The sequence below is a fragment of the Brucella sp. BE17 genome (genome assembly GCF_039545455.1).
GTDB lineage: Bacteria > Pseudomonadota > Alphaproteobacteria > Rhizobiales > Rhizobiaceae > Brucella.
The window spans coordinates 26,297-49,473 of sequence record NZ_CP154468.1; the positions used below are offsets into that span (position 1 = coordinate 26,297).

The following is a 23,177-nucleotide window of genomic DNA, read 5'->3' on the forward strand; positions in this document are numbered from 1 at the left end:
CGGGTGAAGACCGCCCCTAGCGTTTTGCGAGCCATCCGGCCCAATCCACTATGCTCAATCCCAACCCGGTAGCGCGGAAGTATCCAGGCCGGGAAAAGTGAAGCGTGCGGTGTGCATCGCTCTCCCTTCGAGCCGGTAGACGATTTCAAGTTCATCGGCGTCTTGGGGCGGGAGCGTTGCGCGGACGGTTTGAGAGTCTGCGCCGTCGATCTTCAGTTCGAGGCGACAGTTGGCCGCGCAGTCGATCGCACCAAGAAGGTTATGGAGGCGAAGCTGACGACCTGCCAGTTCGCTGTACTACAAGCGCAATTCTACAGGCTGCCCATCGTCGGTCGTCCCGCGCGCTGCTGAGAATGTGGCAAGCATTTCGTCGGCACCCTCTGTGCCATATTGCCAGTCAGCATCTCGTACCTATGCCGAAGAAGAGACGCCGACAAGGGCTGCAAACATGGTGATGCGTTTCATATCAATCTCTGCTCTCATATGAGATGACGCCGCCCGTTTAAACCTTGGTTTGGGTCACACTTGGTCTCTGGACTAAACGGGCGGCTTGAAGAAGATAGTCGTCGACGGTGCACGCAAATTTCCGCCAGACTGGTTCTCGTCCTGATAAGGTGTTTGGGCGGTGCTCATATGACGTTCCGTCGGTTCGCTGAACTCTCCATTTGCGGCGCATGTTGTTAACATCGATTTATCCTGCTTTCTTCACACAGAGCACAAGAGCCGCTCCAAATATTGGCCGCCGAAATGGCTGCGGTTTGACGTTTCACGTTCTACCAAGGTTTTCGAGGCCGGTGACGACCTAAGGGTGAATGATAATTGGATTTGGACATGTTTATTAGATTTGCAACGATCCTGCTGTTCGCTTTCAGCAATTGCTTAATGGCTCAAGGTGGCACACACTCCCCTGTGCCGATTGGCACCGACCAAGACGCGAGTGCTTTGATAGATCGCCTGAAATCGACCGGCCGGATAGCGCAGGATAGCTCCCTCGTCCCGCAGCTGATCGCTGAATTTGCCGAAGCATCGGAAGACACACAATTCGACACGCTTGCTGTGCTCGCCTTTCTTGCGAGGGATCGCGAGCAACCGCCCACCTTGTCCAGGGACAACTGGCACAGCATAATGGATTTCTGCTTCCAGATTCTGTCCAAACCGGCAGGCCGGGGGCTGCATTTAGCGGCGCGCTCGGTCTTGCTGATGGGGAATGATCTTGAGATTGCTCAACGGGCTAAGTCCCTGCTGAACCATGAGGAGGGACTTGTGCGCTATAACGGCGTTAAGTTGATTTATGGCTATGGTGACCATATACACGTCGCTGATTTCGCAGACGAAATCACCCAAGCTGCAGATGATCCGGATCAACATGTCAGCAACGCTGCAAAGGTCCTGATCAGCCGGCTCGGCCTGGAGTACACTCCAGGCCCAGTCCGTGCCAATTCTGCCAGTGAGCCAAATGCTGAATAGATTGGTCGCACTGATTGTTAGCCTTGGCTTGCCCTGCCCGTCTGGGCTGGGGACAAAAGTGGACCCCCTTTTATCGACAAAACCTATGAAGGTCGCGTCACCCTCGAAGTTATGGCCCCCCAGAGCGAAACAGCAATCAGCCGGAAAGCTGGAGCTGCGATAATCACCCTGTCGTCAAACGATCAGGGTTCGATCAAGGTGCTTGGTATTGCGAGCATCGGTGGGCAACAGGCGCTCAAATTCGAGAACATACTGATGCCGATGGGCGATGTTTCCTGGAGCGACGGCGACATGACCATTGCTCTGACGGGTGAGATCGAGATGTTGAAACCGACGGCAGACCATGTGGTCACAGCGGCGGGTAAGGTGTCCGACGAAGCCATGATATTGCACTTGCGTAACGCCCGCGTGAATTGGGACGGCACAGATGGAGATACCGAGCTTGATCTTGCTTTCTCCTTTGATCTGAAGGCCAAGGGCAAACCAGACAATGGTCGCCGTGCATCCGCTAGCAATTGTCAGGTTGTGGTGTGGCAGCCAAGACCGATTGCCAATCCTTTTGGCAGCTCGATGTCGACCGTGATGGTGCCCGTATGCATGCCAGGCCGGTGAACCCTGGCTCTAGTGTCTCACAACTCCTGTCCGGATTTGGCATGACTAGAACCAAGTTTTGCTCACGGCGCGCTGCTCGCAAAGGCTGGATAACTGTTTGCGCGGCATAGCCAAGATATCGTCTGCAGCGGACCTCATATCTCAACAAAGCGGGATAAAGGGGATGAAAATGCGATGGCTAGCCGGTGGAGTTCTGATTATACTGGTCGCTGTTATATCAGTTGGCGGCTACTTCTACTGGTTTTTGAACCTCCTCGCGCCATCGGGGCGCTGACGCAGGATCTAATTGCTCATTTTGATCCTGACACGCGCAGTCCAGACCTTACTGATACTATCGCTGCCTATGTCGATCCTGACCTGAGCATTTCCGACCAGCAACGCCTTTTCCGTGCCAATGGCTTTGATTGCTTCATAAGCGGAGTTCCGAGGACGGATAGCCAGTACCTGACGTGTCGCAGGCCCATAGAAGCTCAGCGCAATTGCGAGCAGTTTTTCTACTACATCTATAAAAACGCTGCAGGCGAGAACGTGAAAACTCTGGCAACGGTCGTTTGTCGGGGCCGTGACAGTTTTCTTGGCCGATGCATCTATGAGCCGTTTCGGCAAGACGAACTGATCGAACGTTTTCCGCACGATGGTTGAGAGGCGCTTGGCCCATTTATCCTCGAATGTACGGATACCTGAAGACACAAGTCCCTCTTGCCCGCCTCGCCGGCACGGCCGCGTCGACTATGGCACAGGACAGCACCCAGACGTTGCGGCAAGCCCTTGGCAACATGCCTTAAATGCTGTTGTCCAACCTTGATCCAATGCAGGTTTTCTTCCTCGATATGTACGCCTGGAGTGGCCTGGGAGATAGAACTCCGAATCAGAATTCAATAATGCGCCTCAACATCGCTCGCGATATTGCGGCGCTCGATGGTTCGGGCAGCACCGTAGGCGTGGAAGAAGCCAGCATCGTGCAGGCGATGGTCATCTCCCCCATATTTGGTCTGGAAGCGCTTGATCCGGCTTCGATACTCGGGGTGAAGCGCATAGATGAAGCGCGGGCTAATCTGGAGGCTGCAGCGCAACCAAACGCCGAAGGCATACCGCCTTTTTCGGCGGCATCATCTCCGGCATTCAGATGAACAATCGTCCCGGTGTTGCGGTGTATCTCTCATATGCTGACTACCAGAGCGCTGATCAGCGCTGCCATTCTACTTGAGGCTCGGTGGACTGAAAACATGAAAACCACAGCCAAAATCTCGGGGCACTCCGACGCCTATGCCGGTGGCTATTGCGCCGCGGTCGTTACTTTTGCCGGGGCGGAGGGGGAGCAGGCCAACCCTGTGCTGCGCGAAATGCTCGACGCCTTCATGGAAGGGCAGTTCAATCTCTTGCAGATTGGGATGTCCGCCCCCAATAGGCGCTGCCACCACGGTCAGCTTTGAACCGAAAGCAGGCAAGTGCTGGAAACAGGCTGGCCCGATGCCATGAAGAGCGGCCTGCGCCTCACCTAATGACTTGGTGCGAGCATCGACGCGAACACATCTGACAATGGTTCGGGAACCGCCCCCTTAGCCCATATCACTTTATGGACGCGTCCGTGCTCGGTCCGCTCGATGCCGCAATAGGGGGCGGCAATATCTGCACTAAGCATCTCGTTAAATCCGACCCGATCCAGCATGGCGTGCCATTGGGACACGGTGTGGCGACTGTGAACGCTGCGCGTAAACTCCATCTCTGCGCCCAGCCTTTGCACGTAAAAGTTTGTTGCGCCATCCTGACTCGCTGCCACACCGCTCCGTATGCCGTCAGCCGTGACACAATAAGCATCAAGTTCACGCACGTAGCGGCCATCGCTCATCACAGGCGAGGTCAGCACACCGCCTATGCCGATCACCATAGCTGCAAAACGCAGGCCTTTCGGGAGCTTTACATATGCTGCACTGAATGACAGGGGCATGATCTCAACCTTTCAACGCGTTCAGCAATAGGACGGTCAGCGGCAGCAAAACCTTTGCTCGAAAACGGTCCACAGGCCGCTTCACAATTCCCCAAAGCAAGACCAAGGTTCGTCGCCCGCCACGCGTCCAATCCTCAACAGCAGGAGATTGCGATGAAGGCATTGGTGATTATATCGGCACTTGCAGCCGCAACGACAGGCGCTCTGGCCCAAACCACCGCCACCGAATCCAGAAAAGTGTTGGTCGATCCCGATTTCGGACTGACGTTCGAGACGCCGGCCGGCTTCGAGGCAAACATGGTGGGCCAGACGCCGGAAGGCCAGGTATTGCTCACCGTCGCGACGACCAATCCAGCCCTTCCCGCATCTGACCCCGGCGGCAAGCTGTGCGACATCACCTTTCAATACCATCCAACCTTTGGTCAGGGCGATCAGGACTGGGTCAATTCGCTCGCCGACAATACCGGCTTCTATGAGAAAATGGCGCAAGCGGTGCCTGTGCCGGGTACGCTGGATAGCAGTAAGCACTTTTCCCATCGCGGCGCGTCGGCGCACCAGTTTTACGGCCAGCATGAATTGGGCGGCGCGTTCACGGTGGCCGCAATCCCCACCCCAGAAGGGTTTGCTCTGGTCAGTTGCATCAGTACACAGTCAGACGCGGACTGGGATGCAGTTACGCCGGTCATCGAGGCGATCACCGTGCCGGGCCAGCTACGCCGCCATCTCGTTGCAGTCGGAGGATGTGGCGCAGACCTGGCTGCGCTTGATGCCTTAATCCCCCACGCGGGGCGCGGTACGCTAGACGCAAAAACTATTGCGTTATTGGACGCGGAGCGCGCCAAGATCGTCACCATTTGCGATGGTTTGCATGCTGAGGCCGTCATGGACCAGGCAATCGCCAGAACGGGCCATGATGGCAGTTATCGTGCACTGCGCTATGATGCGCTTGCACGAATCGGTTCCGATCTTCTGACCGAGGAACAGCACAAGGCGCTGGATGGCGGGCGTCAACAGGTGGTCGAGACCAGCGACGAGGCTTCCGGCGATCGCTACGTGAAATACATGCATTTCATTGTCGGCTTGCGCAGCCTCTGAATGAAGATCGGCCATGTTCGGCACGCTTGTTACAGTTGGATCCGTTCGGATTTATCATCGCCCTGGCGTGGCTTGCTATTGCCGCGATCATGTCGGTTATCCCGGCAAGCCGGGCAAAGGGGGGCTGTCACGCGCGGCGTGCTGCTATCGCTGTTCTGATCTCTGTCGCCGCGTTCAGTTTCGCGCGTACCCAGGTCTATCGCGATCTTGGCTTTTCCAGCTGGAACGATATGATTGAGAGCTTCCGTGCCGACGATCCAACGCGCTGATTTCTTAGAAAGAGTTTTTCATGTCCCGCTTTACCCAACCCCTGATCGCGCTTGCCCTTGGCATCATTCCGTTCTTCCTTTTCCTCGGCACCACCGAGATGGTGCGGGTCAATGGCGAGATCGTTTCCGATAACCGGTTCAACCTGGGCGGCCTCATCATGGCCGTGATCGGCATTTTCATCGCGTTTGGCGTGCTGCGCCCTTCGGCGCCGAAAGACATAGCGCGAAAGCTCGTCGCCGCCATCGCCGCTTTGACCTGCCTCGTGCAGCTAGCCAATTCGCTTGATGTGATCCGGATCGAGCCTCTGGACTGGATCATGCCGGACCGCAATCTGCCGGCACTGCAATATTCGGGGCTGTCGGACAACGACTACATCTATCTGTCTGTTAAAACGCCCGACGCTTATCGTCGCGCGCTGACCCGAAAGAAGGGCGATATTGTAGGTGACGCTAGGGTGCATCAGGCCTATGCCGACCTCTGCCATGGCAGCCGCTATCGGATTGACTTGGCGCGCGCCGAACAGCTGCCTGACTATTTTGATCAGTCAGAACGGGCGGAAATCGAAGCCGAGGCACTGGCCAGGCTTGGCGCGGCCACGGTCGAGTGTTCGATGTCTCGCTCCAGCCAAATGATGGGCAAGGCTGTCGACACTCTTCGTCGCGATATGGACCTTTTTGACAGGCTGGAAGCGGAGTATCGCGCTACCGCCGAATAGGCCTGGTCACCAGATGTCACGTTTGAGCACGACAATCGGGTTGTCTTCGCCATCAAACGTGGCATCGACTGCGAAATAGACGATCTCGAACTTGCCGTTCTTGAATGTCCAGTGCGTCTCGGTATGGGCGTCTTGCAGCTCACGCCAGTTATTGCGCTCGACCATGGTGCGGCTGGATGGGTCGTACTGCCCATTGGCTATTTCCCGCCGATACGGCGTCTCATAGATCACTACTTTTTCAACAGTGGCGTCTGAGCCCTCGCCGGTATAGGTGAGGTCAAACTTGGGTGTGGGAAAGACGATTTCAGACACAGTGCCACGCTGGTCAGAAAGTAGATAGACTGCCGTCTGGCTATAGGCACTAAACTGGCAGGGGAACTCGACAATCAGCGCCTGACGCGCTGCCGTATCTTCGCCAACCTGCAACTCGTAGCTCGCGGGCTCCATTTCCGTTTCTTCCGGGGTAACGCAGAGTGCAGGAAGATTGGCAGCGTGATAATCGAGCGCCCTCCTGATGGCTTCCGCTTGCCAGTTTGATTCCTCCGCCGCTGCTGGTAGCGCCAGCAAGAACACGCTGCTAATCATGATAAAGCGAGAGCGCATTTCAGTCTCCATATCTGGTTTATCGGTGGGACGCCTGAAATGGTCATGACCTTGGTCGACCAAAAAAGATAGCTGGCCGACCAAGGTGGACGCTTTTTGTTTCGTCACATGGATACTGAAGGCTTCGGCCTCTATCGAGGAGATCAACATGTTCCGTAAGATGTTCGCAGCCGCAGCCTTGCTGGTGCTTTTTTCCGTTCCCAACGCTCTCGCTCAAGAGACGAGGGATTATCTTGGCGTACCAGGTCCAATAAAGGTCGGTGGCACAGACTACTTTTTGTCGTGGTCTTCGAATCCGCAGGAAGGCTATTTCAAACAGGAGTACTTGCCTGAAGGCGCCGTAGCCAAAAGCTATGACAGCATGGTCATGGTGGAGTTTTTGGCGACTGACGCGCCGCTCACCGACGTTGTTTCTGCCCAGATGTCGACAATCCAGCAGCGTAAAGCGACAGATCCGGTCGCCAATATGGCCGTTTTCAACAATGCGGATACCGGCGAAATCCTACTGGATTTTCTGCTTTCAGCCAAAGATAAAAATGGCGAATATATTCTCGAATGGAATGGCTACCGCTACGTCGAAAGCAAGTTCAAAGGCCAGAGAGGTTCGATGCTGTTGGCCATCAGCGAGCGCGCCTATGGCGATAAGAATTCGGAGACCTTTCTTAAAAAACTTCGGGAATTCAAGGCCCAGCGCACCTTGGATCTGACCCGTGCTGATCTGCCAAAACCCGACTAACCATCATCCACTGTTGTTGAGGGTTTGATTATGAGATTATCATTTCCCCGTGCTCCACTGTGCCCGGTTGCTCTTGCTGCCTTTTCCGCTGCTGCCGGTGGCAATCTCTGAATGGGGCGTCTCGCAGCGCCCGCTTTTGCAGGCAGTCCGAGCGATTTTATAGACGCGCTTGGACAGCGCAGATACAGGCACAATCGTGACGGAAGGCAACAAGTCGGCCTGTGACGCGCGCCACCCGAAAAGCCGACAGTCCCGGCGAGATGCTCTGGCGGGTTGGGATCACCGGGTCGGTTTGCCCGGATACCGTCGATTTTTGAACGTGGCATTTGCGACTTTGCCTGATCTTGAGGCGGATATTGAAGACAACCGGGTACGTACGGAGGCCGCGGTCTATGAAGACGTCGCGAAATATGAAGCCGCCTGTGGCAGTTTACGCACCGCGCTGAACAAGAACGCCATCATCGATATCGAGGCCCCATCCGCTATCTGCTGCGCAATGCCAATGATGTCGGAATTTCTGTCGCCGAGTCTCCCGACGCTGCGGCAAATGAAGACAGCGAGGTAGTTCCGCTGATCGCCTTAGCCGCGTCCAGATTGCCCCGGTTGTCCGAGGTAAAAGACGTACTGGCGACCCATTCTAGAACACCTCTGCCGAGAGCCGACGTCGCGTGGGCCACAGCGGCCTCGCGTGTCGTTTCGGAAAGCCGTGCGTCGAGCGCTTCGAAGAAATCCGCCTCCACTAGGTCACGGTCGATTTGAGGTTTTCGCCGTTGCCAACGACGACCTCCACGGCGCGCAATTTTGTGCTCAACACGCGCGTCGTGTCGTCCTGTGCCAGCCCTAAGCCTGAAATGAGCAGGGTGCTGCCCACCATCACAATCTGCGCGACACGAAGGTGGAGGTGTCCGATCATCATCATCTCCAAGGGTTGTTGGAACTCTTCATCTGCATATCAGACGAAGCGGACGGCCCCGACCTTGGGACAAGCCGACGATAAGTATTCATCACCGCATCATTGGGCGCCGTCGAGAAGCTAAAGAGAGGGATAGTAGCCATCATTCCATGGGCATAGCGGGCACGTCCCGGCATCAAAATGCTGAGCGCGCGCTGCATGAGTCCCAGCCATGGGGCATAGTGAGGCTCACATTCGCTGATAAGGAGCACAATCCGGCCCTTGTTCGACCGCTCGGAGACTTTGCTCCAGGGCGCCTCGACCTGATAGCCCACGGATTGGAACTGGACATGCGTATCGCTGAATCCAATCGCAACATTCCAGTATTCAACACAGATGACGAGTGCCAAAAGGCCTGGCAGAGCGAAAATGAACAATGGCCACCACGGCAGCCCTGCCTGAACAAATGTCGGCGTCGTGACTACCGCCAGGAGGATGATCAAGAGCGGAAATACGAAGGCCACAAGCCGGCGTTTGAGAGGCAGAAAATACATGATCATGTGATGGTTTCTTTCATGGCCAATTCGGGGTTCCAGACTGTCCGTCCGGGGGCAGCAAGGTCAGTTGCTCTCGCATCGCGAGAAACCGCGTGACGGTTTCGGCATCGGCCCTCGCCTCATATTCTTCCAGAAACGCATCAATTTGGTCCCTGTGCATCTTATGACTGACCCAATTGTCCTCGGGCGGCATAATCGACCACTGTGTCTCGATATTGCGGGCTGCGGCTTGCCACACTGCATCGGAGGTCTCGTGCACCAAGGTCACATTGGCTTTGTTGCCCTCGACATAAGCGAGCATGACTCGATCGCCCGGGACCGCTCTCGCACCATTCAGAAGATATGGCCCCAGCAGCCCGACATTACGCTGCACATAGCTTTTCCACGAGCTGCCGTCGTTCTCTTCGACGCGCAGATCATACCTTATATTTTCGCCCAGTTGCGTAGCGCGACCGAGGTTGAAAACGTGAAAAGGCGTGACGCGCTCTATAACGGCCGTTCGATGCACTCCTGCGGTTCGCAGATAGGCGGCGTTGATATGGGGCAGCGCGACCGCTGCAACACCAGACGTGGCGAAGGCTGTAAGGACAAACAGGCTCGCCAACCGCTTTTTATTGTGACGCTGCGTCGTCCAGTAAACGAGGCGAAACAGGGCACAGACGACGATTGCCGTCACGTAGAAGTTCCAGCTAAGAAAACCAAGCATCCCAGAAAGCATCGCCGACATAGTTAGTCGATGCCCCGACGCTTCTTCATCAACTTAGCTTCTTCCTGACCTAACGCGAAAGCCTTTTGACCAATCCAGCGATTAGCGCTTTCCTTGCCATCCCGGCGGGCGCGCCTGTTATACTCTGGGACCAGAGCCTGTATCGCAGCACGCACCCTGGCCTTGGCTGCATCGTCCAGTTCGACTTGGGCGGGCGCTGCCTTCGGGGTCCTTGAGCTGCCTGCATTTTCGCGGTCACGCTGATACTGATCATTGGGAAAGAGGTAACCGGGACTGGCCGTCGTGACGGGCGGCACGAATATATCTTGCGCAAAGACGGGGCTTTGCACGCTAACGATGGCAAGCACAATAGCGATATGTTTAAGCATGGTGTCGGTCTCCGTGATTTCAGATAAGACGCATCGGGTTTTGAAAACCTTGGTATGACACCGCCCAAGATTTTCATGATACCCAACGTCAAATCTCACAAGACACCAACTGGCCCGACATTGCAAAGATGCATGTCAATCAGCATCCAAACGGGCCCCTTTATCGGCGTCCCAAAAGTACCCCCTCCTTTTAGTTGCAACGGTTAGCGCACGGGGCCCTGGAGCTCTCAATTTAGCGCAGGGGCTGCGCGTGCGGATCGTTATCGTTCTTCGGCCTTAGCTTTGAGTTCGATTTTTGAAGCACCACGATTCATTTCCAGTTTCAATGATCTCGTCATAAGCGCTGCGCATGCCGTAATGCTTCAGCGTCCTCATCATGTCGAAGATTTGGGATCGTTCCATATCAGCTTGACCTTCTGAGGCTGTCGTACGCGCACAATCGGCTAGAGGCTCATGGGAAAGGCGAAGCGCATCGGGGATGGAAAGGATGGCGGTTGGCTGTGGGTCACGCTTGAGAGCCAGAATGTTGATTGCGGAGAATACGCCCTAATCAAGCGCCTCCTGGCAGGCCACCTCGACTGCAGGAAGACCGTCAATGCCGACACATTCGAGGATCGACACCATCTGCCTGTCCTCGTCATGCATGGCCTTGAGCTTGCGGCGCACATTTTCCATGGAAGCTGGTAAAACCCAGTCATGGAATGGCGCTCCATCCCTTAGGGTCAGGACCTATTAAATAACTTGCACCTCTGCGGAGGCTTTGATTCATTTGGATCGAAAGGAGTTCCGCGATGAGTGAGTTACTGTTGTTTTCAGAGGTGCAGATGCGCGGCATCGAACCGTATTTTCCGCTGTCGCACGGCATTCCGCGCGTTGATGACCGTCTAATTTTGAGTGGCATCATCTTTGTTTTGCGCAATGGGCTGCGTTGGCGTGACGCACCGAGAGAATACGGTCCACACAAGACGATCTATAACCGTTTCATCCGGTGGAGTAGGCTGGGCGTGTTCAACCGCATTCTTGCCGAACTGACCGCCAAACGCGGTAAGCTCGAACAACTGATGATCGACGCCACCCACTTGAAAGCCCACCGTACCGCAGCCAGTCTGCTAAAAAAGGGGATGTTCCCAGACGTATTGGGCGGACCAAAGGCGGGCTGAACTCTAAGCTGCATGCCGTCTGCGATGATCACGGTCGACCACTCATCCTGCTTCTGAGCGAAGGGCAGATGAGCGATTATAAAGGAGCGGCAAAGATGCTTCCCGCGTTTCCCAAGGCCAAATCCTTGTTGGCTGACAAGGGGTATGACGCCGACTGGTTTCGAGACGCCTTGGCAGCCCGTAAGATTACCGCGTGCATTCCATCTCGGGCAAACCGCAAACTCGCCATCCCGTATGACCCGGTGCTCTATAAAAAGCGCCACAAAATCGAAAACATGTTCGGCAAGCTTAAGGACTGGAGGAGAATTCATACACGATACGACCCATGCGCCCACGCATTCTTCTCAAGCATATGCTTCGCTGCAGCCGTGATCTTCTGGCTTGGATTTAACGAGTCCTGACCCTAGCGCCCCCGGCTTGCGTGCCAGGACCGGAACATAATGCCATGGATTATAGATCGTCTCGCCACGGCCAAAGCGGCGTTCATGCCGCCCGATCTAGATCCCATTTTGCCGGATGACAATGCGATCGGCATAGGCATGAATCTCGGCAGGACGACCGACCGCGCTCGACATTACCGAATATTTGTTATTGTCGAAACGCACGAGGCAGATCTTGTCGGTAGAGGCCTGTATAGCGTGGAATCCATCGAACTTGACGGGATATCCGACCAGAGGGGGCTTCTCCGTTTCGAACACATCCCAGATCGTGCGCTCCTTCTGATCGACATGCTTATGAACGCGCGCGTAGCTGATGCATTTGTCCAGCAGCCAGCCGTTTAGCTCATCGTAGGATTTAAAGCGCAGGCGCGGCGTGACGAAGCGCTCCCGCACCAGATTAACCTGGTTCTCGACCTGGCCTTTCTCCCAGCCGGACGCAGGCGTGCAAGCCACAGGCTCGGCCAGGTAATGGCTGCACATCTGCTGAAAGCGACGGTTGTATCGTCGTTCCTTGCCGACAAAGACCGTTTCCACCGTAGTCTTCATATTGTCGTAGATACCGCGTGTGCACGCCCCGCCGAAGAAGGCAAAAGCCCGATCATGTGCATCAAAAACCATTTCCTGTGTCTCGCGCGGGTAGGCTCTGACATACATCATCGGGCTGTGGTAGAGCCGAACATGCGCAACTTTCACCTTTGTCGTCACACCGTTCAGCACGACAATCTCGTGGCTCCAGTCGAACTGGTAGGCTTCGCCCGGTGCGAGTAGAGGGGTGGGTAGGCTTCCGCTGTGACGGATCCGCGCTGCTTCGCCCAGGTGAGGGCGGAGCGCCGGACCGTGTCGTAACCACCATCGTAGCCCAGATCGCGCAAATCCTCGAATATCCGGATCAGCGTCAACCGTTAACGCGACGGCTTGGCTTCATTGGTCAGCAGCATTCCATCGAGATGATCCGGCCAGGGACCGAGCTTTGGTTGAGATTGACGGGACCGCTCGTATTTAAACTCCGTCTCTTCACTGCCCAGAACCTTCCGCACAACTTTCCCCGATATGCCAACTCACGGCAGATCGCTTTGATCGATTTACCTTGCACCCGCGCAAGCCGACGTATCCTTGAAATCGTATCCACTACAAACATCCAAATAGATAACCTCCGATTGAAAACCGAAGGTCATGTTACCCGCTAATAAGGGGGCACGTCTGGATGTAGATACCCCTATCAAGGGGGCCTTATTCCACGCCGAATGACAATCGGCCAGGTCTCAAACGATACAACGTAGAGAGAGCGCAAACCGGCGGGGGAAACTCGTCACGCTGCTCCATTTCATAGATAGTGCTGTCAGCCATCGGCACCATTTCGCGCAACTGCTGCCACCGGATTGTTCTCCGAATTTGCGTAGTTTCGAACTTTGCCATGCTCAATCTCCTGCATTGCTGAGGAGATTGAGCATGATAGATGCTGATACTGGAAGCCCCTTCGGAATTCCGTGCGGTATTTTCGGGCTATAGCGTACACCTCGGCAGGTTCTTCTTGTTTGCTAGTTGCAGCATATGGGAAGACAGGCGCTGATGGATAAGGCGAAGGCATGGCATCTATCCTTCTCCGAAAGGGCATGCTCGGCAATGCTGACGCCGTTCGCAGGTCGCGCAGGCTTGCCGGCTGATCGACCAGTGCCGTACCGGCAAGCCTACCGGCATCAGGCGATTTCGAGCGACGCCTGCTGCGCGCGCTCTTCGGGGTCGAACATCGGAGTGCCGCCGAGCGCATCCGTCACCGACACTTCATCTTGGAGCACATCCCAATGCTCGGCGAGTTGGCCGTTCTTGACCCGGAAAAGATCGACAACGACCTGCGGCGCCTCCGCCCACCCTCGGATGCGACCATGTATCGCGACAAAGTCGCCTTCGGCAACGACGAGGCCGGGCTCGTAGTAGACGTCCAACGATAGGCCGCCGACGAGCGACTTCAGGGCGTCACGACCCTGCGGTATGTTTGGATTATGCTGCACATAGTCGGGTGCATAGAACCTCTCAACGGCTGCGGCGTCGCGACGCTGAAACAGCGCGGTCATCGCCTCCAGCACTAGCGCCTTGTTGCGCTCTGGTCGTGCGTCGGACAGGTCGGCGGCGGGATTGGTCACGACGATCTGGCCGGTCATTCGAAGGAGTTCGCCATCGGCGAGGGTTACGAACGAGTGCACGATGCCGCGATCATAGTTCTGTACGTTGGTGACGGTCGCTCCGCTTTCCTCCTTCCAGCTCACGGCGAAGATGCTGTTGCCGAGCGGAAACACCTCGATCGCAACCGTTTCGCTATGCGCGAACGGTCCCTCTGCGATCACAAACGACATTTCGGTAAGCGAACGAAGTGTCAAGCTGGCTTTGAAGTTCGGATAGGTGACGTCCATTTCCTGTCCGACGGGATATCTATCAATCGACATTATATTGCTCCTTAGTCTGTTGGAGTGGGACGTCGGGATCATGACGAGATCCGCTCGCCGGAGTTCGCACGGTGTTCCCGTCGTCCGCTTTGGATCAGCTTTCCGCCGATACCGGCATGTTGAGAAGCTGCTGCTCCCAGAGGTACGCGATGCCGCTGCCGGCGCAGTGATCCTTAAAGATGTCCATTAGGACGTCGGCTGTCTCCATGCGCGCCCAGTCCCGCTGCCACTCGCCCGCCAGCGCCACCCAGGTCATCACGTTTGCGCCGGCCGCGATCATGCGGTGGATCGCCACCTCATGCGCCTCGGTCGATACGCCACCGCATGCGTCGGTGATGACCGTGACATCCCAGCCTTCGCCGAGCGCCTGGATCGCGGGCATTGCCACGCAAATCTCGGTCCACAGACCGGCGATGATAAGCTGTTTGCGGCCGGTTGCCTTGACCGCCTCCACGGTCGGCTTGTCTTCCCAGGTGTTGATGAATGTTCGGTCATAGATTTCCTGACCCGGGAATACATCGGTGACCTGTTTGAAGATATCCCCGCCGCGCGCGCCGAGCACGCTGGTCAGGATCGTTGGCACGTTGAAGCCCTTGGCGAGCTTGGCCAGCCCAGTGGTATTGTTAACGACGGTCTGAGGATCGTGGCTGTTCACGTTAGTGAGCTGGTAGGGCTGATGATCGATCAGGACGAGGACGGAGTCCTCAGGGCGAAGGAGCGACGAGAGGCCGTTACGAAGGGTCATGGTTATCCTTTCGGAAGTAGGTAGGAGCTAAGATGTTGAGGGCCCGCCTCGCTGACGATGCCCGGATGCACATTGCCAGCGCGTCTGGTGCTACGGTAGCGATGGAAACTGTCATACAGTGTCGCAGGAACTGGAACGCTAAATTTAGCTTGAAGCGCTACTTGCTTTCGCTCGAGTCATGATGTCGGCGGCCTGACGGCCACTACGCGCTGCGTATAAGATTGATCGCAAGGCGGCGACTGGCGCCGCTTGAGCAGGTTCTGCCTGTCCGTAATTTGCCGATCGCCGCACTGTTTGGTTCGCGCTGACGCTCTCCGCTCCCGGTATCAACGCGGCGAGCATTGCCGCGGCGGGGAGGGCAAGCTGGCTTAATCCGGCGCTCGCGCGCTGTGGGAAGGCGTCAGCTAACGCCTATTGACCGGATGAGAGCCGCGTCACGAAATCGATTGCGTCAGATACGGCGATGATTTAGGTCGATCGTGCGTCGGCAAAGGGGTAAATCAGCGTGCCTGACGCCAGGTCCAGCGGGGCCAATACGACTTGTCGCTCACCACTGCGGAACTGGTTGACGTCGTGTCCCTTGATGCCTTCAAATTGCACCTGCACCACGCGCGGGTGGGTCCATTCGCCTCGCGTCCCGAAGGCGATTCTGCCCATCACCGTCGAGAACCCCGTATTGCGGGTGAAATCGGAGAGCTTGCTGTCGTCGAGGCTTCCGGTGCGCTCGATTGCCTCGGCGACGACCTGCAACTGAGCATAGGCGAGCGGCGCCATATAATGACCTAGCGGATCGATATCCGTTCCTGCCGTGCGCTGGCGGTACTCTTCCAAAAGCTCGGATACGCCCTTGAAGGCCAGCGCTGGTGCCGGAACCCAATATTCGTAATTCAAAATACCGTTGAGGAGAGGACCAAGATCAGCTTTCACGTCGCCATTCTGTGGACCAATCATGCTCGCACCGACCATCTTCGGACGGAACGGATGTGTACCGATTGCGCGGATCAGATCGATCGAGTCCTGAAGATAGGTGCATAGGAAGAGGAGGTCGCATTTACTGGTAGCAACATCGTCAAGGAACGGCGTGAAGTCGGTGGTCGCGAGCGGATATGCGGCCTCGTAAATAACGTTGAAGCCGTAATTCTTGGCGTTTTCATGGGCACCCAGGACAGGATTGCGCGCAAATACCGCGTCGGCCGAGAGGATTCCGACTGTCTTGGGCGTAGGGGTCTGGCGTGCGGCGATATCGAAGAATCCCTCGGTAAGCGCGACGTTGGGTTCCGGACCGGTGGGAATCATGGCGAAGTAGTTTTCGTAGCTCAGCTCGTTGTTTGCGCCGAGCGCCATGAGCGCAACAAAAAAGCGTTGCCGCGTACTGATCTCAGGCAGCGCGGCGAGGTTGGTGTTCGTTCCGTAACCGCCAATGACAAGATCGACCTTATCCTTGTCAATGAGACGTCTGTAGAGCGCGGCGACCTGTGCCGCCTCGCCGGTGTCATCGTAGCAGATAAGCTCCACGGGGCGTCCAAGAAGGCCGCCGCGGCGGTTGATGTCGTCGCGCCAGATCTCATGCGCAAGCTTCGCCGATTTGCTGTTCCCGGAAACCGGTCCGGTCAGAGACAGGCAATAGCCGATTTTGATCGGCGACTGGTCGTATACCATTATTTAAACCTCCGGCTAATCGAGGAAAACATGAAGAGTGCGGATGAGTCCGCCCTCTATGCGAGCGACATCGAGGCCTGTCACTGCAGGAGGGCCATCGGGCGGTCCTCCAGCCCACTGAAGACGGCCAAAACCGTGGTGCCCGAGCGCGGGTCGAATGGCCCGAAAACTGAAATCGGGGGCATGTGGTCGAGCAGGTCCGTTACGGCCTGCGAGATGGCCGCATGATCCTCAACCGACTGGTCCTGCTCGTTCAGGAGCGCATCCGCTGCATAAAGCTCACGGATCGCCTCGAGCCTGCGCGCCGGGTCCCGTTCGCCAAAAACCCGCGACAGACTGGCTTGCATTATCGCATCGAAATCGGCTGCCAACTCAATCGGGGCAGCCTCGACGACTAGCGAAGCTAAGCGTGTCACGATGCCATCGATTTGCGACTTTGCCGCTGTGATGGCCGCTTCTCGCGCCTGCGGACCATATCCAATCCGCTCGGCATGAGCGAACACCACCTCGGTGATGCCGATGAAACTGAGAAGCTGCCGTAGGTAAGGCTTTTGAAAGTCGATCGACTTGTTTGGTCCTTCCGTATAGACGCCGCCGCGGGCTTCGATCGCGATCACGCGCTTACCGATGAGCAAGCCCTTTGGGCCATCCTCGTCATAGACGAATGTCACGCTCGGCCGTATCACATGGTCGAACCAGACGCGGAGCGGCGTGGGAAGGCTCCAATTGTACATTGGTACGCCGAAGACGATCACGTCGGCGACACGCAGCTCTTCGATCAGCTCATCCGATAGCGCCTGCGTGGCCAGCTCATCCGGAGTGTTCGCGATCGCCCTGACACCGGCGGCTGTGGCGGGGGTTAAGTGGGGAATCGGCCCATAGCTTAGGTTACGGTGGACGATGTTACTGTCGGGTTCGGCTTCCAACAGCCGGTGAACATCGTGATCAACTAGGTTCCGAGATATCGATGCGTCCCCCGAGACGCTGCTGTTGACGACGAGAATCTGACACACATAACACTCCCGTTGCTTTTCAAGCTGAACGGATAGCATTGCTAAATGTGCGGCAGTAGTGCCGCAGGGTGATAAGCTGTGTCGCAGAAAGCGGAACGGCCGCTTGAATCACCGTCTTGGTTCAGCGAAGAGCAGGTAGGAGTCGAGCGGAGGACTCTCAGTCCCGCGCAGTGCCTGCAACGTCCTGACTTTTTCCGAAACATTCGATCAACATCTCGGCGAGGATTCTCATCTTTCGAGCGGGATGCGGGCCTGGTGGCCGCACGACAAACATGCCCGCCTCGCGTACTGGGTAGCCCTCCATAACCGGCCGGAGCTTGCCCGAGGCAATATGATCTTGGACGAGGCCTTCGGGGAGCATCGCGATACCAAGGCCCGTCACCGCAGCAGAGACCAGTGCTGTGCCGTTGTCGGCCTTGAACCTCCCCTGCGGACGCGTGGTAATGATCTTCTCCCCGTCCATGAATTGCCAAGATTCAGTGCCTTGTAACAGTGCCTGATGCCCGAGAATTTCGTCCGGACTTTGGGGCGCTCCGTGAGCATCGATATATTCCGGACTAGCGACCAACTTGCCATAGATCGGTCCCACGCGCCTGCTGATCAAGTTGGAATCTTGAAGATAACCCAGCCGGATCGCACAGTCGTAGCCTTCTGAAATGATATCAACCACGCGATCAGTGTAGCAGGTTTGAATGTAAAGATGGGGATGGCGCCGCCCCAGCTCCGCAAATACTGGCGCAAGATGAGTCGGACCGAAGGAGAGCGGAGCGGCAATCCGCAGACGGCCGCGCAGTTCGCCGGCTGGTAAAATCGTTTCTCTCGCCGTGTCGATCTCGGCGGTGACTTTGGCCGCATGATCTCGAAACGTCGCACCTGCTTCCGTTAGGGCAGCGCCTCGAGTTGATCGCGCGAGCAGTTGGACTCCGAGCTCTGCTTCGAGCCGCGCCAAGCGCCGACTGACGATCGATTTGGAAACGCCCAACCTCAGCGCACCTGCTGTGACGCCTCCAGCGTCAGCGACTTCGACGAAAGTGCGTAGTTCCTCGATATCCAAATCAGCGTTCCATCTTCCGCAACATACCTTCCACACATGAGGACTACCTTAACTCCTATAGGAACGGCAATAGCCGTGTCTGTGTCGGGTTCGTTTTGCTGCGCGTGTGGGGCCCAAAGGGCAAGGGAAGGCTCATCGCCTAATATGATCCATGACTTGCACGATCTTTCATAGCCAAGGAACTCGTCGCCGAAGCCGCATATGTTTTCAACATCGGCCGCCGCGAAGGCGAGCTCGATCAGGCCACCAAGGAGATTGAGCGAAACCTCACGCCGATTCACGGTGACGTCGCCAGCGTCAAACACCTCGACAGGGTCTTCAACTTCAACAACCGCGGCGGGGTCACGCGCCCGCTAACGTCAGCCTGGATAGCGGTGATGTCCGCGATCGATCAGGCACCCTCAAGTTCTTTCGCCAGCAGTTCACCGGAAAACCGGGCTACGGCTGCCAGCCTCTCTGGGTCGATGCCGGCATATGCCGCAGCCGAGAAGCCGCGCAACGTGGTCACGACAAAGTCCGTCAGCCTGTCGGCATCATTGGGGAGTCGGTCAGAGATTGCAGAGCGGAGCGCGCGAATCATGTGCTGGCCGATCCACAGCGCGGCTGCCCGGGCGTCGGGATCTGCAGCCCGCGCACCTTCGGTGACAAGGCAACCGGGACAGGACGTGTCGCGGCTGTACTGTTGGGCAGCCACAGAAAAGAGTTGCGCGATGGCCTGCGCGAGAGACCTGTCCTCGGTGAAGATATCCGATAGCGGCAGCGCCTCTTCAGCGACATAGCGCTGGAGCGTGCGTTCGAAGAGGCCGAGCTTGCTTCCATAGGCGGCGTAAAGGCTCGGCGGGTTGATATCGAGCGCCTCGGTCAATGCGGCAACGCCAACGCCGTCGAACCCATGCCTGTGAAACAGGGCCTGGGCTTTTGCCACGCCCTCTTCGCGATTGAACTCCCGTCGGGGGCGACGCTTTCTGTTAAGCTCCTGCACTGTTCTTCCTCCAATCTCTCGCGATAATAGCATTCGCTACAAAAAGTTCCAGCGGAGCCTTGCTAAGCGGTTGTAGTGATCGCTATTATGCCCCGATCGAAGCAAGGAGTACAGAGAGTGAGCACATCGGATAAAAAGATCGCGCTGGTGACAGGCGGGAGCAGCGGGATCGGTTTTGCAATCGCGCAAAAGATGGTGACGCAGGACATGCGCGTCATCATCACGGGGCGGCGGCAAGACGCGCTCGATCGTGCGGTCGCCAACGCCGGCGGCGGGGTTCACGCGCCGCTGGGGAAGATCACCGAGCAGGACTATGACCAGCAGTTCGACACGAGTGTCAAAGGCATTGTGTTTACGGTTCCCAAGGCGTGTCAAATTAGATCCAACACTCACTTTTGGAGTTCGGTGATGGATTGTGATGCGCTTTGTGACGATCAGTGGGAACGGACCAAGAGTTTCGTGCCGGGTGGCACGAAGGTCAAACGCGGTCCGCGGACCAACAACCGTTTGTTTCTGGATGCACTGTTGTGGATGGCCCGTTCAGGTGGTCGCTGGCGTGATTTGCCTGAACGACTGGGCGACTATCGTTCGGTGAAGCGGCGTTATTACCGCCGGATCGAGATGGGCGTACTCGACGAGATGCTATCGGTACTTGCCAGAGAAGCCGATCTGGAATGGCTGATGATCGACAGCACCATCGTGCGGGCACATCATCATGCCGCTGGCGCGCGCCAGTTAAAAGGGGCGGATGCCTAAGGCCTAGGTCGGTTTCGTGGCGGACTGACAACGAAAATCCATGCCGCGACGGAGGCGCTTGGCCTTTCGATCCGCCTGATTGTCAGTCCGGGACAGCGCAATGACATCGCCTTTGCCCATGATCTTGTCGACGGCTTTCAAGTCGAGGCTGTCCTTGCCGACAAGGGCTATGATGCCGAGCATCTGTGCGAAAGGATCGCCAATACAGGAACTAAAGTCGTCATCCCGCCGAAACACAATCGCAAAGTCCAGCGTCTCTACGACGCAATACTTTACCAAGAGCGCAATCACGTCGAGCGCTTCTTCAACAAACCCAAACAGTTCAAGCGTGTCGCGACACCATATGACAAGCTGCTCACAAACTTCATGGGCTTCGTCAAGCTGGCAGCTATCGCCATATGGCTCAAATAGTTAAATCGTCGCTACAGCCTAGGAACGCTGTAATTCAATTTGCGAATGAAGCTGTAATCTCAATCTCTACTTTTGCACCGCGTGCAGGGATCTGGCAGATTAGGAACGTACTTGTTGGCCGAATGTCTTTGAATATCTCCCCCAGTACCGCTGTCACGGCGTCGGCGGATTCAAGATCGGTGACATACACCCGGCTTGCTACGGCATTGGCGAGGCTTGCTCCGGCTTTCTTCAAAACGCCGTCGATATCCGCGAGAGCATTACGTGCCTGTTGCGCTGCATCGGAGGGAAAAGTGCCTGTCGATTTATCGCGGCCGGTGGTGCCTGACACATAAATCGTCGTTCCATCGATAACGGCCTTGGCGTATCCGGCAATTGCCTCCGAAGCTGCCCCTGAAAAAATTCTCTGGGCCATTTTTACGTCTCCTAATTCTCTGTGATTCGTTGTGTTTGTGAAGGAATTGCGTTGCTCCGGATGCGTCCAAATCGCTAGAAACGTGCCGGTGACAAACCTGATATTTCAATCGAGGATGGGCGGCCCTGAGCTAGTTCTGCCATCACTTTGCCAACCATGGGCCCCAGCCCAAAACCGTGTCCGCTGAACCCCGTGGCGACCAAAAGCCCGCTCACACTCTCGACGTGGCCCATAACGGGAACCACATCGGGAAGCGTGTCGATGATACCGGCCCAGACCGCTTCAATTTTAAGCTCTTCTATCGCTGGTAGGTAACGACGTATCTCGTCGTGGGCCTGTTGCACACGATAATATGCAGGCTCAACCGCCTCTTTTGTGGGCGCAATGTCAGCTATGGGTGCCGCTGAACGTATTGGACCAAGCTTTTGCAGCGGGCTGAAATAGTTTACGCGCGCAGCATCTGGATTGTTTTTGCGTGTTTCTCTGTAGTGACGGACGTATCGCCAGGAATCAAAACGAACATCATATTCCCCACCTGCCACTGAGAAGATGAATGCTCCGCGCGCATCTTGCCGAATGCCGGTGAGTGGCAGCGAGACGCAAGGATTGAGGGTGAGGCCCACAGCTGGGACCGTACGCGCTACAGTTGCTCGTATTCTTTCCTGCGGAAGATTGTATCCGCAAGCACGCAGCAACTTGCTGCTTTCAGTTCCTGCAGCACAAAGCACCTGTTGCGCACGATAAAGTTTGCGATCAATCCACACGCCATTGATATGTCCAGCCTGAAGGTCCAGTTGTGTAACACGCCCCCCAAGGATCACGGAGATTCCGCATTCGACTGCCGCTTCAAAAATGGCTCGGGTTGCGCGCCCTGGTTCGGCCCGGCCATCTGAGGCTGTAAACATCGCTCCGTGCACATCAGCTTTGTTTGAGATGAGTGGCAGTTTTTCACGCACTTGCGATTGTGTCAGCAGCACTGTGTCCAGACCGAACTCTTTGGCTTTGGACTGCCAGTCGGACTGGTTTTCAGCGTCGTTGTCGTTGGTGGCGAGCACTGCGTTGCCACCGCGAAGCCAACCGACTTTTCGACCCAGATCTAGCTCGAGCCCGTCCCATAGGTTTAAAGCTGCCATTGCGAGCGGTAACTCGCGAAAATCGCGGCCCTGCTGGCGAACAAAACCTAGATTACGGCCCGACTGTGCCGATCCCGGGGTGTCGCGTTCTACAATAAGTACACGTAATCCTGATCGCGCAGCATAGAGAGCTGTTGAACATCCCACGATACCACCACCAATAATGATCAGGTCCCATTTGTCTGAAGAATTGGCCATGCGCGCAACGATCATCTAGTGAACCTTGGATAAGAAGGAGCGCGTTCGCTCGAATGCTGGATTATTTAGTATCTCCGACGGAGTACCACATTCGACAATTTTACCAGCCTGCATAAATGCAATTCTGTTACAGACATCGCGCGCAAATGACATTTCATGCGTCACCACCATCATCGTCAGTCCCTCAGCAGCTAGCGAACGCATTACATCCAGCACTTCCCCCACCAGTTCAGGATCAAGCGCACTGGTGGGTTCATCGAAAAGCAGGACCTTGGGCTTCATCGCCAAAGCGCGGGCGATGGCAACGCGCTGCTGCTGCCCACCAGACAACATGCGGGGATAATGTTGCAATTTATCGGCGAGTCCCACGCGTGCCAATAGTTCAATAGCTTGTCTCTCGGCTTCGCGTTTTGCAATTCCCAGCACATGAATGGGTGCTTCGATGACGTTTTCGAGTGCTGTTTTATGTCCAAAGAGGTTGAAGTTTTGAAACACCATGCCGATGCGGGCACGTTGCCGGGCTATCAACTTTTCCGGAAGTTCATGCGCAAAATTGCCTTCGCGTCGGTAGCCGATCAGTTCGCCGTCAACGGTGATGCTGCCCTGTTCAATGCGTTCCAAATGGTTCACACAGCGAAGAAGCGTTGACTTTCCCGATCCGGACGGACCAATCAGGCTGATCACCTCACCAGCGGCGACTTCAAGGTTGATGTCAGTAAGGACAGTCATGCTGCCGTAATTTTTCGACACCCGGTCAAAAACAATCATGGGATCGGACAT

The 23,177-nt window shown here is 56.2% G+C and carries 27 protein-coding genes and 5 pseudogenes; 13 read left to right on the forward strand and 19 right to left on the reverse strand.

The window, feature by feature from the left end; all coding sequences use genetic code 11:
- The first annotated feature begins 111 nt into the window (after positions 1-111).
- From AAIB41_RS11520 to AAIB41_RS11530, 3 genes are all read left to right on the forward strand, one after another.
- A complete protein-coding gene (locus AAIB41_RS11520; protein WP_343315435.1) occupies positions 112-351 on the forward strand; it encodes a hypothetical protein in 240 nt (79 codons plus the stop codon).
- 480 nt (positions 352-831) lie between these two features.
- Positions 832-1,467: a hypothetical protein gene (locus AAIB41_RS11525; RefSeq protein WP_343315436.1), complete on the forward strand. Its 636-nt coding sequence runs from the start codon at positions 832-834 to the stop codon at positions 1,465-1,467.
- Positions 1,468-1,578: 111 nt separating this feature from the next.
- Positions 1,579-2,079 (forward strand): hypothetical protein, encoded by a 501-nt coding sequence (locus tag AAIB41_RS11530; RefSeq protein ID WP_343315437.1) that lies wholly within the window; start codon positions 1,579-1,581, stop codon positions 2,077-2,079.
- Positions 2,080-2,361: 282 nt separating this feature from the next.
- On the opposite strand, the gene AAIB41_RS11535 is transcribed toward AAIB41_RS11530, so the two are convergent.
- Entirely contained in the window at positions 2,362-2,769 is a 408-nt protein-coding gene (locus tag AAIB41_RS11535) for a hypothetical protein (protein WP_343315438.1), read from the reverse strand.
- A gap of 191 nt (positions 2,770-2,960) precedes the next feature.
- Between AAIB41_RS11535 and AAIB41_RS11540 the strand changes: the two genes are divergently transcribed.
- Together AAIB41_RS11540 and AAIB41_RS11545 are read left to right on the forward strand one after the other, a co-directional pair.
- Positions 2,961-3,209 (forward strand): hypothetical protein, encoded by a 249-nt coding sequence (locus tag AAIB41_RS11540; RefSeq protein ID WP_343315439.1) that lies wholly within the window; start codon positions 2,961-2,963, stop codon positions 3,207-3,209.
- Positions 3,210-3,242: 33 nt separating this feature from the next.
- Positions 3,243-3,512, forward strand: coding sequence for a hypothetical protein (locus AAIB41_RS11545; RefSeq protein WP_343315440.1), 270 nt, complete (start codon positions 3,243-3,245; stop codon positions 3,510-3,512).
- Positions 3,513-3,577: 65 nt separating this feature from the next.
- Here the strand turns inward: AAIB41_RS11545 and AAIB41_RS11550 are convergent, their stop codons facing one another.
- Entirely contained in the window at positions 3,578-4,027 is a 450-nt protein-coding gene (locus AAIB41_RS11550) for a hypothetical protein (RefSeq protein ID WP_343315441.1), read from the reverse strand.
- Positions 4,028-4,180: 153 nt separating this feature from the next.
- Here AAIB41_RS11550 and AAIB41_RS11555 point away from each other — a divergent pair, with 153 nt between their 5' ends.
- From AAIB41_RS11555 to AAIB41_RS11565, 3 genes are read left to right on the forward strand one after another with little or no spacing between them, the layout of a single operon-like run.
- Positions 4,181-5,122, forward strand: coding sequence for a hypothetical protein (locus AAIB41_RS11555; protein WP_343315442.1), 942 nt, complete (start codon positions 4,181-4,183; stop codon positions 5,120-5,122).
- A 26-nt stretch (positions 5,123-5,148) separates the two neighbouring features.
- A complete protein-coding gene (locus AAIB41_RS11560) occupies positions 5,149-5,391 on the forward strand; it encodes a hypothetical protein (RefSeq protein WP_343315443.1) in 243 nt (80 codons plus the stop codon).
- A gap of 20 nt (positions 5,392-5,411) precedes the next feature.
- On the forward strand, positions 5,412-6,107 hold the full coding sequence (locus tag AAIB41_RS11565) for a hypothetical protein (RefSeq protein WP_343315444.1): 696 nt from the start codon (positions 5,412-5,414) through the stop codon (positions 6,105-6,107).
- A gap of 6 nt (positions 6,108-6,113) precedes the next feature.
- Here the strand turns inward: AAIB41_RS11565 and AAIB41_RS11570 are convergent, their stop codons facing one another.
- Positions 6,114-6,710, reverse strand: a complete 597-nt coding sequence (locus AAIB41_RS11570) for a hypothetical protein (RefSeq protein WP_343315445.1) — start codon at positions 6,708-6,710, stop codon at positions 6,114-6,116.
- A 148-nt stretch (positions 6,711-6,858) separates the two neighbouring features.
- On the opposite strand from AAIB41_RS11570, the gene AAIB41_RS11575 reads away from it, so the two are divergent.
- Entirely contained in the window at positions 6,859-7,446 is a 588-nt protein-coding gene (locus AAIB41_RS11575) for a hypothetical protein (protein ID WP_343315446.1), read from the forward strand.
- Positions 7,447-7,642: 196 nt separating this feature from the next.
- Complete coding sequence (locus AAIB41_RS11580) at positions 7,643-8,011, forward strand: hypothetical protein (protein ID WP_343315447.1); 369 nt, start codon at positions 7,643-7,645, stop codon at positions 8,009-8,011.
- A 174-nt stretch (positions 8,012-8,185) separates the two neighbouring features.
- Here AAIB41_RS11580 and AAIB41_RS11585 read toward each other — a convergent pair whose 3' ends face one another.
- The 5 genes and pseudogenes from AAIB41_RS11585 to AAIB41_RS11605 all read right to left on the reverse strand — a co-directional run.
- Positions 8,186-8,359: a hypothetical protein gene (locus AAIB41_RS11585; protein WP_343315448.1), complete on the reverse strand. Its 174-nt coding sequence runs from the start codon at positions 8,357-8,359 to the stop codon at positions 8,186-8,188.
- Positions 8,360-8,361: 2 nt separating this feature from the next.
- On the reverse strand, positions 8,362-8,898 hold the full coding sequence (locus AAIB41_RS11590; protein WP_343315449.1) for a hypothetical protein: 537 nt from the start codon (positions 8,896-8,898) through the stop codon (positions 8,362-8,364).
- Between the two features lie 13 nt (positions 8,899-8,911).
- A complete protein-coding gene (locus AAIB41_RS11595) occupies positions 8,912-9,601 on the reverse strand; it encodes a hypothetical protein (RefSeq protein WP_343315450.1) in 690 nt (229 codons plus the stop codon).
- Positions 9,602-9,624: 23 nt separating this feature from the next.
- A complete protein-coding gene (locus AAIB41_RS11600) occupies positions 9,625-9,990 on the reverse strand; it encodes a hypothetical protein (RefSeq protein WP_343315451.1) in 366 nt (121 codons plus the stop codon).
- Positions 9,991-10,393: 403 nt separating this feature from the next.
- Positions 10,394-10,710: pseudogene (locus tag AAIB41_RS11605) on the reverse strand (IS21 family transposase); the annotation flags it as partial.
- A 71-nt stretch (positions 10,711-10,781) separates the two neighbouring features.
- Here AAIB41_RS11605 and AAIB41_RS11610 point away from each other — a divergent pair.
- A protein-coding gene (locus tag AAIB41_RS11610) for an IS5 family transposase (RefSeq protein WP_343314169.1) occupies positions 10,782-11,551 on the forward strand; the annotation gives its coding sequence in 2 pieces (ribosomal slippage) (positions 10,782-11,115 and positions 11,115-11,551; 771 coding nt in all).
- Here AAIB41_RS11610 and istA read toward each other — a convergent pair.
- From istA to AAIB41_RS11650, 8 genes and pseudogenes are all read right to left on the reverse strand, one after another.
- A pseudogene (istA, locus tag AAIB41_RS11615) lies at positions 11,546-12,728 on the reverse strand (IS21 family transposase); the annotation flags it as partial. The gene AAIB41_RS11610 and the pseudogene istA sit on opposite strands and share 6 nt — an antisense overlap.
- 127 nt (positions 12,729-12,855) lie before the next feature.
- A pseudogene (locus tag AAIB41_RS11620) lies at positions 12,856-13,006 on the reverse strand (AlpA family phage regulatory protein); the annotation flags it as partial.
- A 281-nt stretch (positions 13,007-13,287) separates the two neighbouring features.
- Complete coding sequence (locus AAIB41_RS11625; protein ID WP_343315452.1) at positions 13,288-14,031, reverse strand: nuclear transport factor 2 family protein; 744 nt, start codon at positions 14,029-14,031, stop codon at positions 13,288-13,290.
- 94 nt (positions 14,032-14,125) lie between these two features.
- The gene (locus AAIB41_RS11630; RefSeq protein ID WP_343315453.1) at positions 14,126-14,776 is read right to left on the reverse strand and encodes a hydrolase; all 651 of its coding nucleotides are present in this window, start codon (positions 14,774-14,776) and stop codon (positions 14,126-14,128) included.
- Positions 14,777-15,244: 468 nt separating this feature from the next.
- The gene (locus AAIB41_RS11635; protein WP_343315454.1) at positions 15,245-16,435 is read right to left on the reverse strand and encodes an amino acid ABC transporter substrate-binding protein; all 1,191 of its coding nucleotides are present in this window, start codon (positions 16,433-16,435) and stop codon (positions 15,245-15,247) included.
- Between the two features lie 80 nt (positions 16,436-16,515).
- Entirely contained in the window at positions 16,516-17,448 is a 933-nt protein-coding gene (locus tag AAIB41_RS11640) for an NAD(P)H-dependent oxidoreductase (RefSeq protein ID WP_343315455.1), read from the reverse strand.
- A 157-nt stretch (positions 17,449-17,605) separates the two neighbouring features.
- Complete coding sequence (locus AAIB41_RS11645) at positions 17,606-18,502, reverse strand: LysR family transcriptional regulator (RefSeq protein ID WP_343315456.1); 897 nt, start codon at positions 18,500-18,502, stop codon at positions 17,606-17,608.
- Between the two features lie 391 nt (positions 18,503-18,893).
- Positions 18,894-19,517, reverse strand: coding sequence for a TetR/AcrR family transcriptional regulator (locus AAIB41_RS11650; RefSeq protein WP_343315457.1), 624 nt, complete (start codon positions 19,515-19,517; stop codon positions 18,894-18,896).
- A gap of 54 nt (positions 19,518-19,571) precedes the next feature.
- On the opposite strand from AAIB41_RS11650, the pseudogene AAIB41_RS11655 reads away from it, so the two are divergent.
- A pseudogene (locus AAIB41_RS11655) lies at positions 19,572-19,730 on the forward strand (SDR family NAD(P)-dependent oxidoreductase); the annotation flags it as partial.
- Positions 19,731-19,892: 162 nt separating this feature from the next.
- Positions 19,893-20,651, forward strand: a pseudogene (locus tag AAIB41_RS11660) (IS5 family transposase).
- Between the two features lie 34 nt (positions 20,652-20,685).
- On the opposite strand, the gene AAIB41_RS11665 reads toward AAIB41_RS11660, so the two are convergent.
- The 3 genes from AAIB41_RS11665 to AAIB41_RS11675 form a co-directional block, all read right to left on the reverse strand.
- Positions 20,686-21,066 carry a Rid family hydrolase gene (locus AAIB41_RS11665; protein ID WP_343315458.1) on the reverse strand — a complete coding sequence of 127 codons (381 nt, stop codon included), beginning with the start codon at positions 21,064-21,066 and terminating at the stop codon, positions 20,686-20,688.
- Positions 21,067-21,140: 74 nt separating this feature from the next.
- Positions 21,141-22,412 carry an FAD-binding oxidoreductase gene (locus AAIB41_RS11670; protein WP_343315459.1) on the reverse strand — a complete coding sequence of 424 codons (1,272 nt, stop codon included), beginning with the start codon at positions 22,410-22,412 and terminating at the stop codon, positions 21,141-21,143.
- Positions 22,413-23,177, reverse strand: a complete 765-nt coding sequence (locus AAIB41_RS11675) for an amino acid ABC transporter ATP-binding protein (protein WP_343315460.1) — start codon at positions 23,175-23,177, stop codon at positions 22,413-22,415.

Excerpts from the sequence above, each read along its gene's own strand:
- AAIB41_RS11630 (WP_343315453.1), bottom strand. The coding sequence starts at position 14,776 with ATGACCCTTCGTAACGGCCTCTCGTCGCTCCTTCGCCCTGAGGACTCC.
- AAIB41_RS11675 (WP_343315460.1), bottom strand. The coding sequence starts at position 23,177 with ATGTCCGATCCCATGATTGTTTTTGACCGGGTGTCGAAAAATTACGGC.
- AAIB41_RS11550 (WP_343315441.1), bottom strand. The coding sequence starts at position 4,027 with ATGCCCCTGTCATTCAGTGCAGCATATGTAAAGCTCCCGAAAGGCCTG.
- AAIB41_RS11530 (WP_343315437.1), top strand. The coding sequence starts at position 1,579 with ATGGCCCCCCAGAGCGAAACAGCAATCAGCCGGAAAGCTGGAGCTGCG.
- AAIB41_RS11635 (WP_343315454.1), bottom strand. The coding sequence starts at position 16,435 with ATGGTATACGACCAGTCGCCGATCAAAATCGGCTATTGCCTGTCTCTG.
- AAIB41_RS11595 (WP_343315450.1), bottom strand. The coding sequence starts at position 9,601 with ATGCTTGGTTTTCTTAGCTGGAACTTCTACGTGACGGCAATCGTCGTC.
- AAIB41_RS11575 (WP_343315446.1), top strand. The coding sequence starts at position 6,859 with ATGTTCCGTAAGATGTTCGCAGCCGCAGCCTTGCTGGTGCTTTTTTCC.
- AAIB41_RS11585 (WP_343315448.1), bottom strand. The coding sequence starts at position 8,359 with ATGATCGGACACCTCCACCTTCGTGTCGCGCAGATTGTGATGGTGGGC.
- AAIB41_RS11665 (WP_343315458.1), bottom strand. The coding sequence starts at position 21,066 with ATGGCCCAGAGAATTTTTTCAGGGGCAGCTTCGGAGGCAATTGCCGGA.
- AAIB41_RS11650 (WP_343315457.1), bottom strand. The coding sequence starts at position 19,517 with ATGCTATTATCGCGAGAGATTGGAGGAAGAACAGTGCAGGAGCTTAAC.
- AAIB41_RS11545 (WP_343315440.1), top strand. The coding sequence starts at position 3,243 with ATGCTGACTACCAGAGCGCTGATCAGCGCTGCCATTCTACTTGAGGCT.
- AAIB41_RS11590 (WP_343315449.1), bottom strand. The coding sequence starts at position 8,898 with ATGATCATGTATTTTCTGCCTCTCAAACGCCGGCTTGTGGCCTTCGTA.
- AAIB41_RS11670 (WP_343315459.1), bottom strand. The coding sequence starts at position 22,412 with ATGATCGTTGCGCGCATGGCCAATTCTTCAGACAAATGGGACCTGATC.
- AAIB41_RS11565 (WP_343315444.1), top strand. The coding sequence starts at position 5,412 with ATGTCCCGCTTTACCCAACCCCTGATCGCGCTTGCCCTTGGCATCATT.
- AAIB41_RS11625 (WP_343315452.1), bottom strand. The coding sequence starts at position 14,031 with ATGTCGATTGATAGATATCCCGTCGGACAGGAAATGGACGTCACCTAT.
- AAIB41_RS11570 (WP_343315445.1), bottom strand. The coding sequence starts at position 6,710 with ATGCGCTCTCGCTTTATCATGATTAGCAGCGTGTTCTTGCTGGCGCTA.
- AAIB41_RS11540 (WP_343315439.1), top strand. The coding sequence starts at position 2,961 with ATGCGCCTCAACATCGCTCGCGATATTGCGGCGCTCGATGGTTCGGGC.
- AAIB41_RS11600 (WP_343315451.1), bottom strand. The coding sequence starts at position 9,990 with ATGCTTAAACATATCGCTATTGTGCTTGCCATCGTTAGCGTGCAAAGC.
- AAIB41_RS11555 (WP_343315442.1), top strand. The coding sequence starts at position 4,181 with ATGAAGGCATTGGTGATTATATCGGCACTTGCAGCCGCAACGACAGGC.
- AAIB41_RS11525 (WP_343315436.1), top strand. The coding sequence starts at position 832 with ATGTTTATTAGATTTGCAACGATCCTGCTGTTCGCTTTCAGCAATTGC.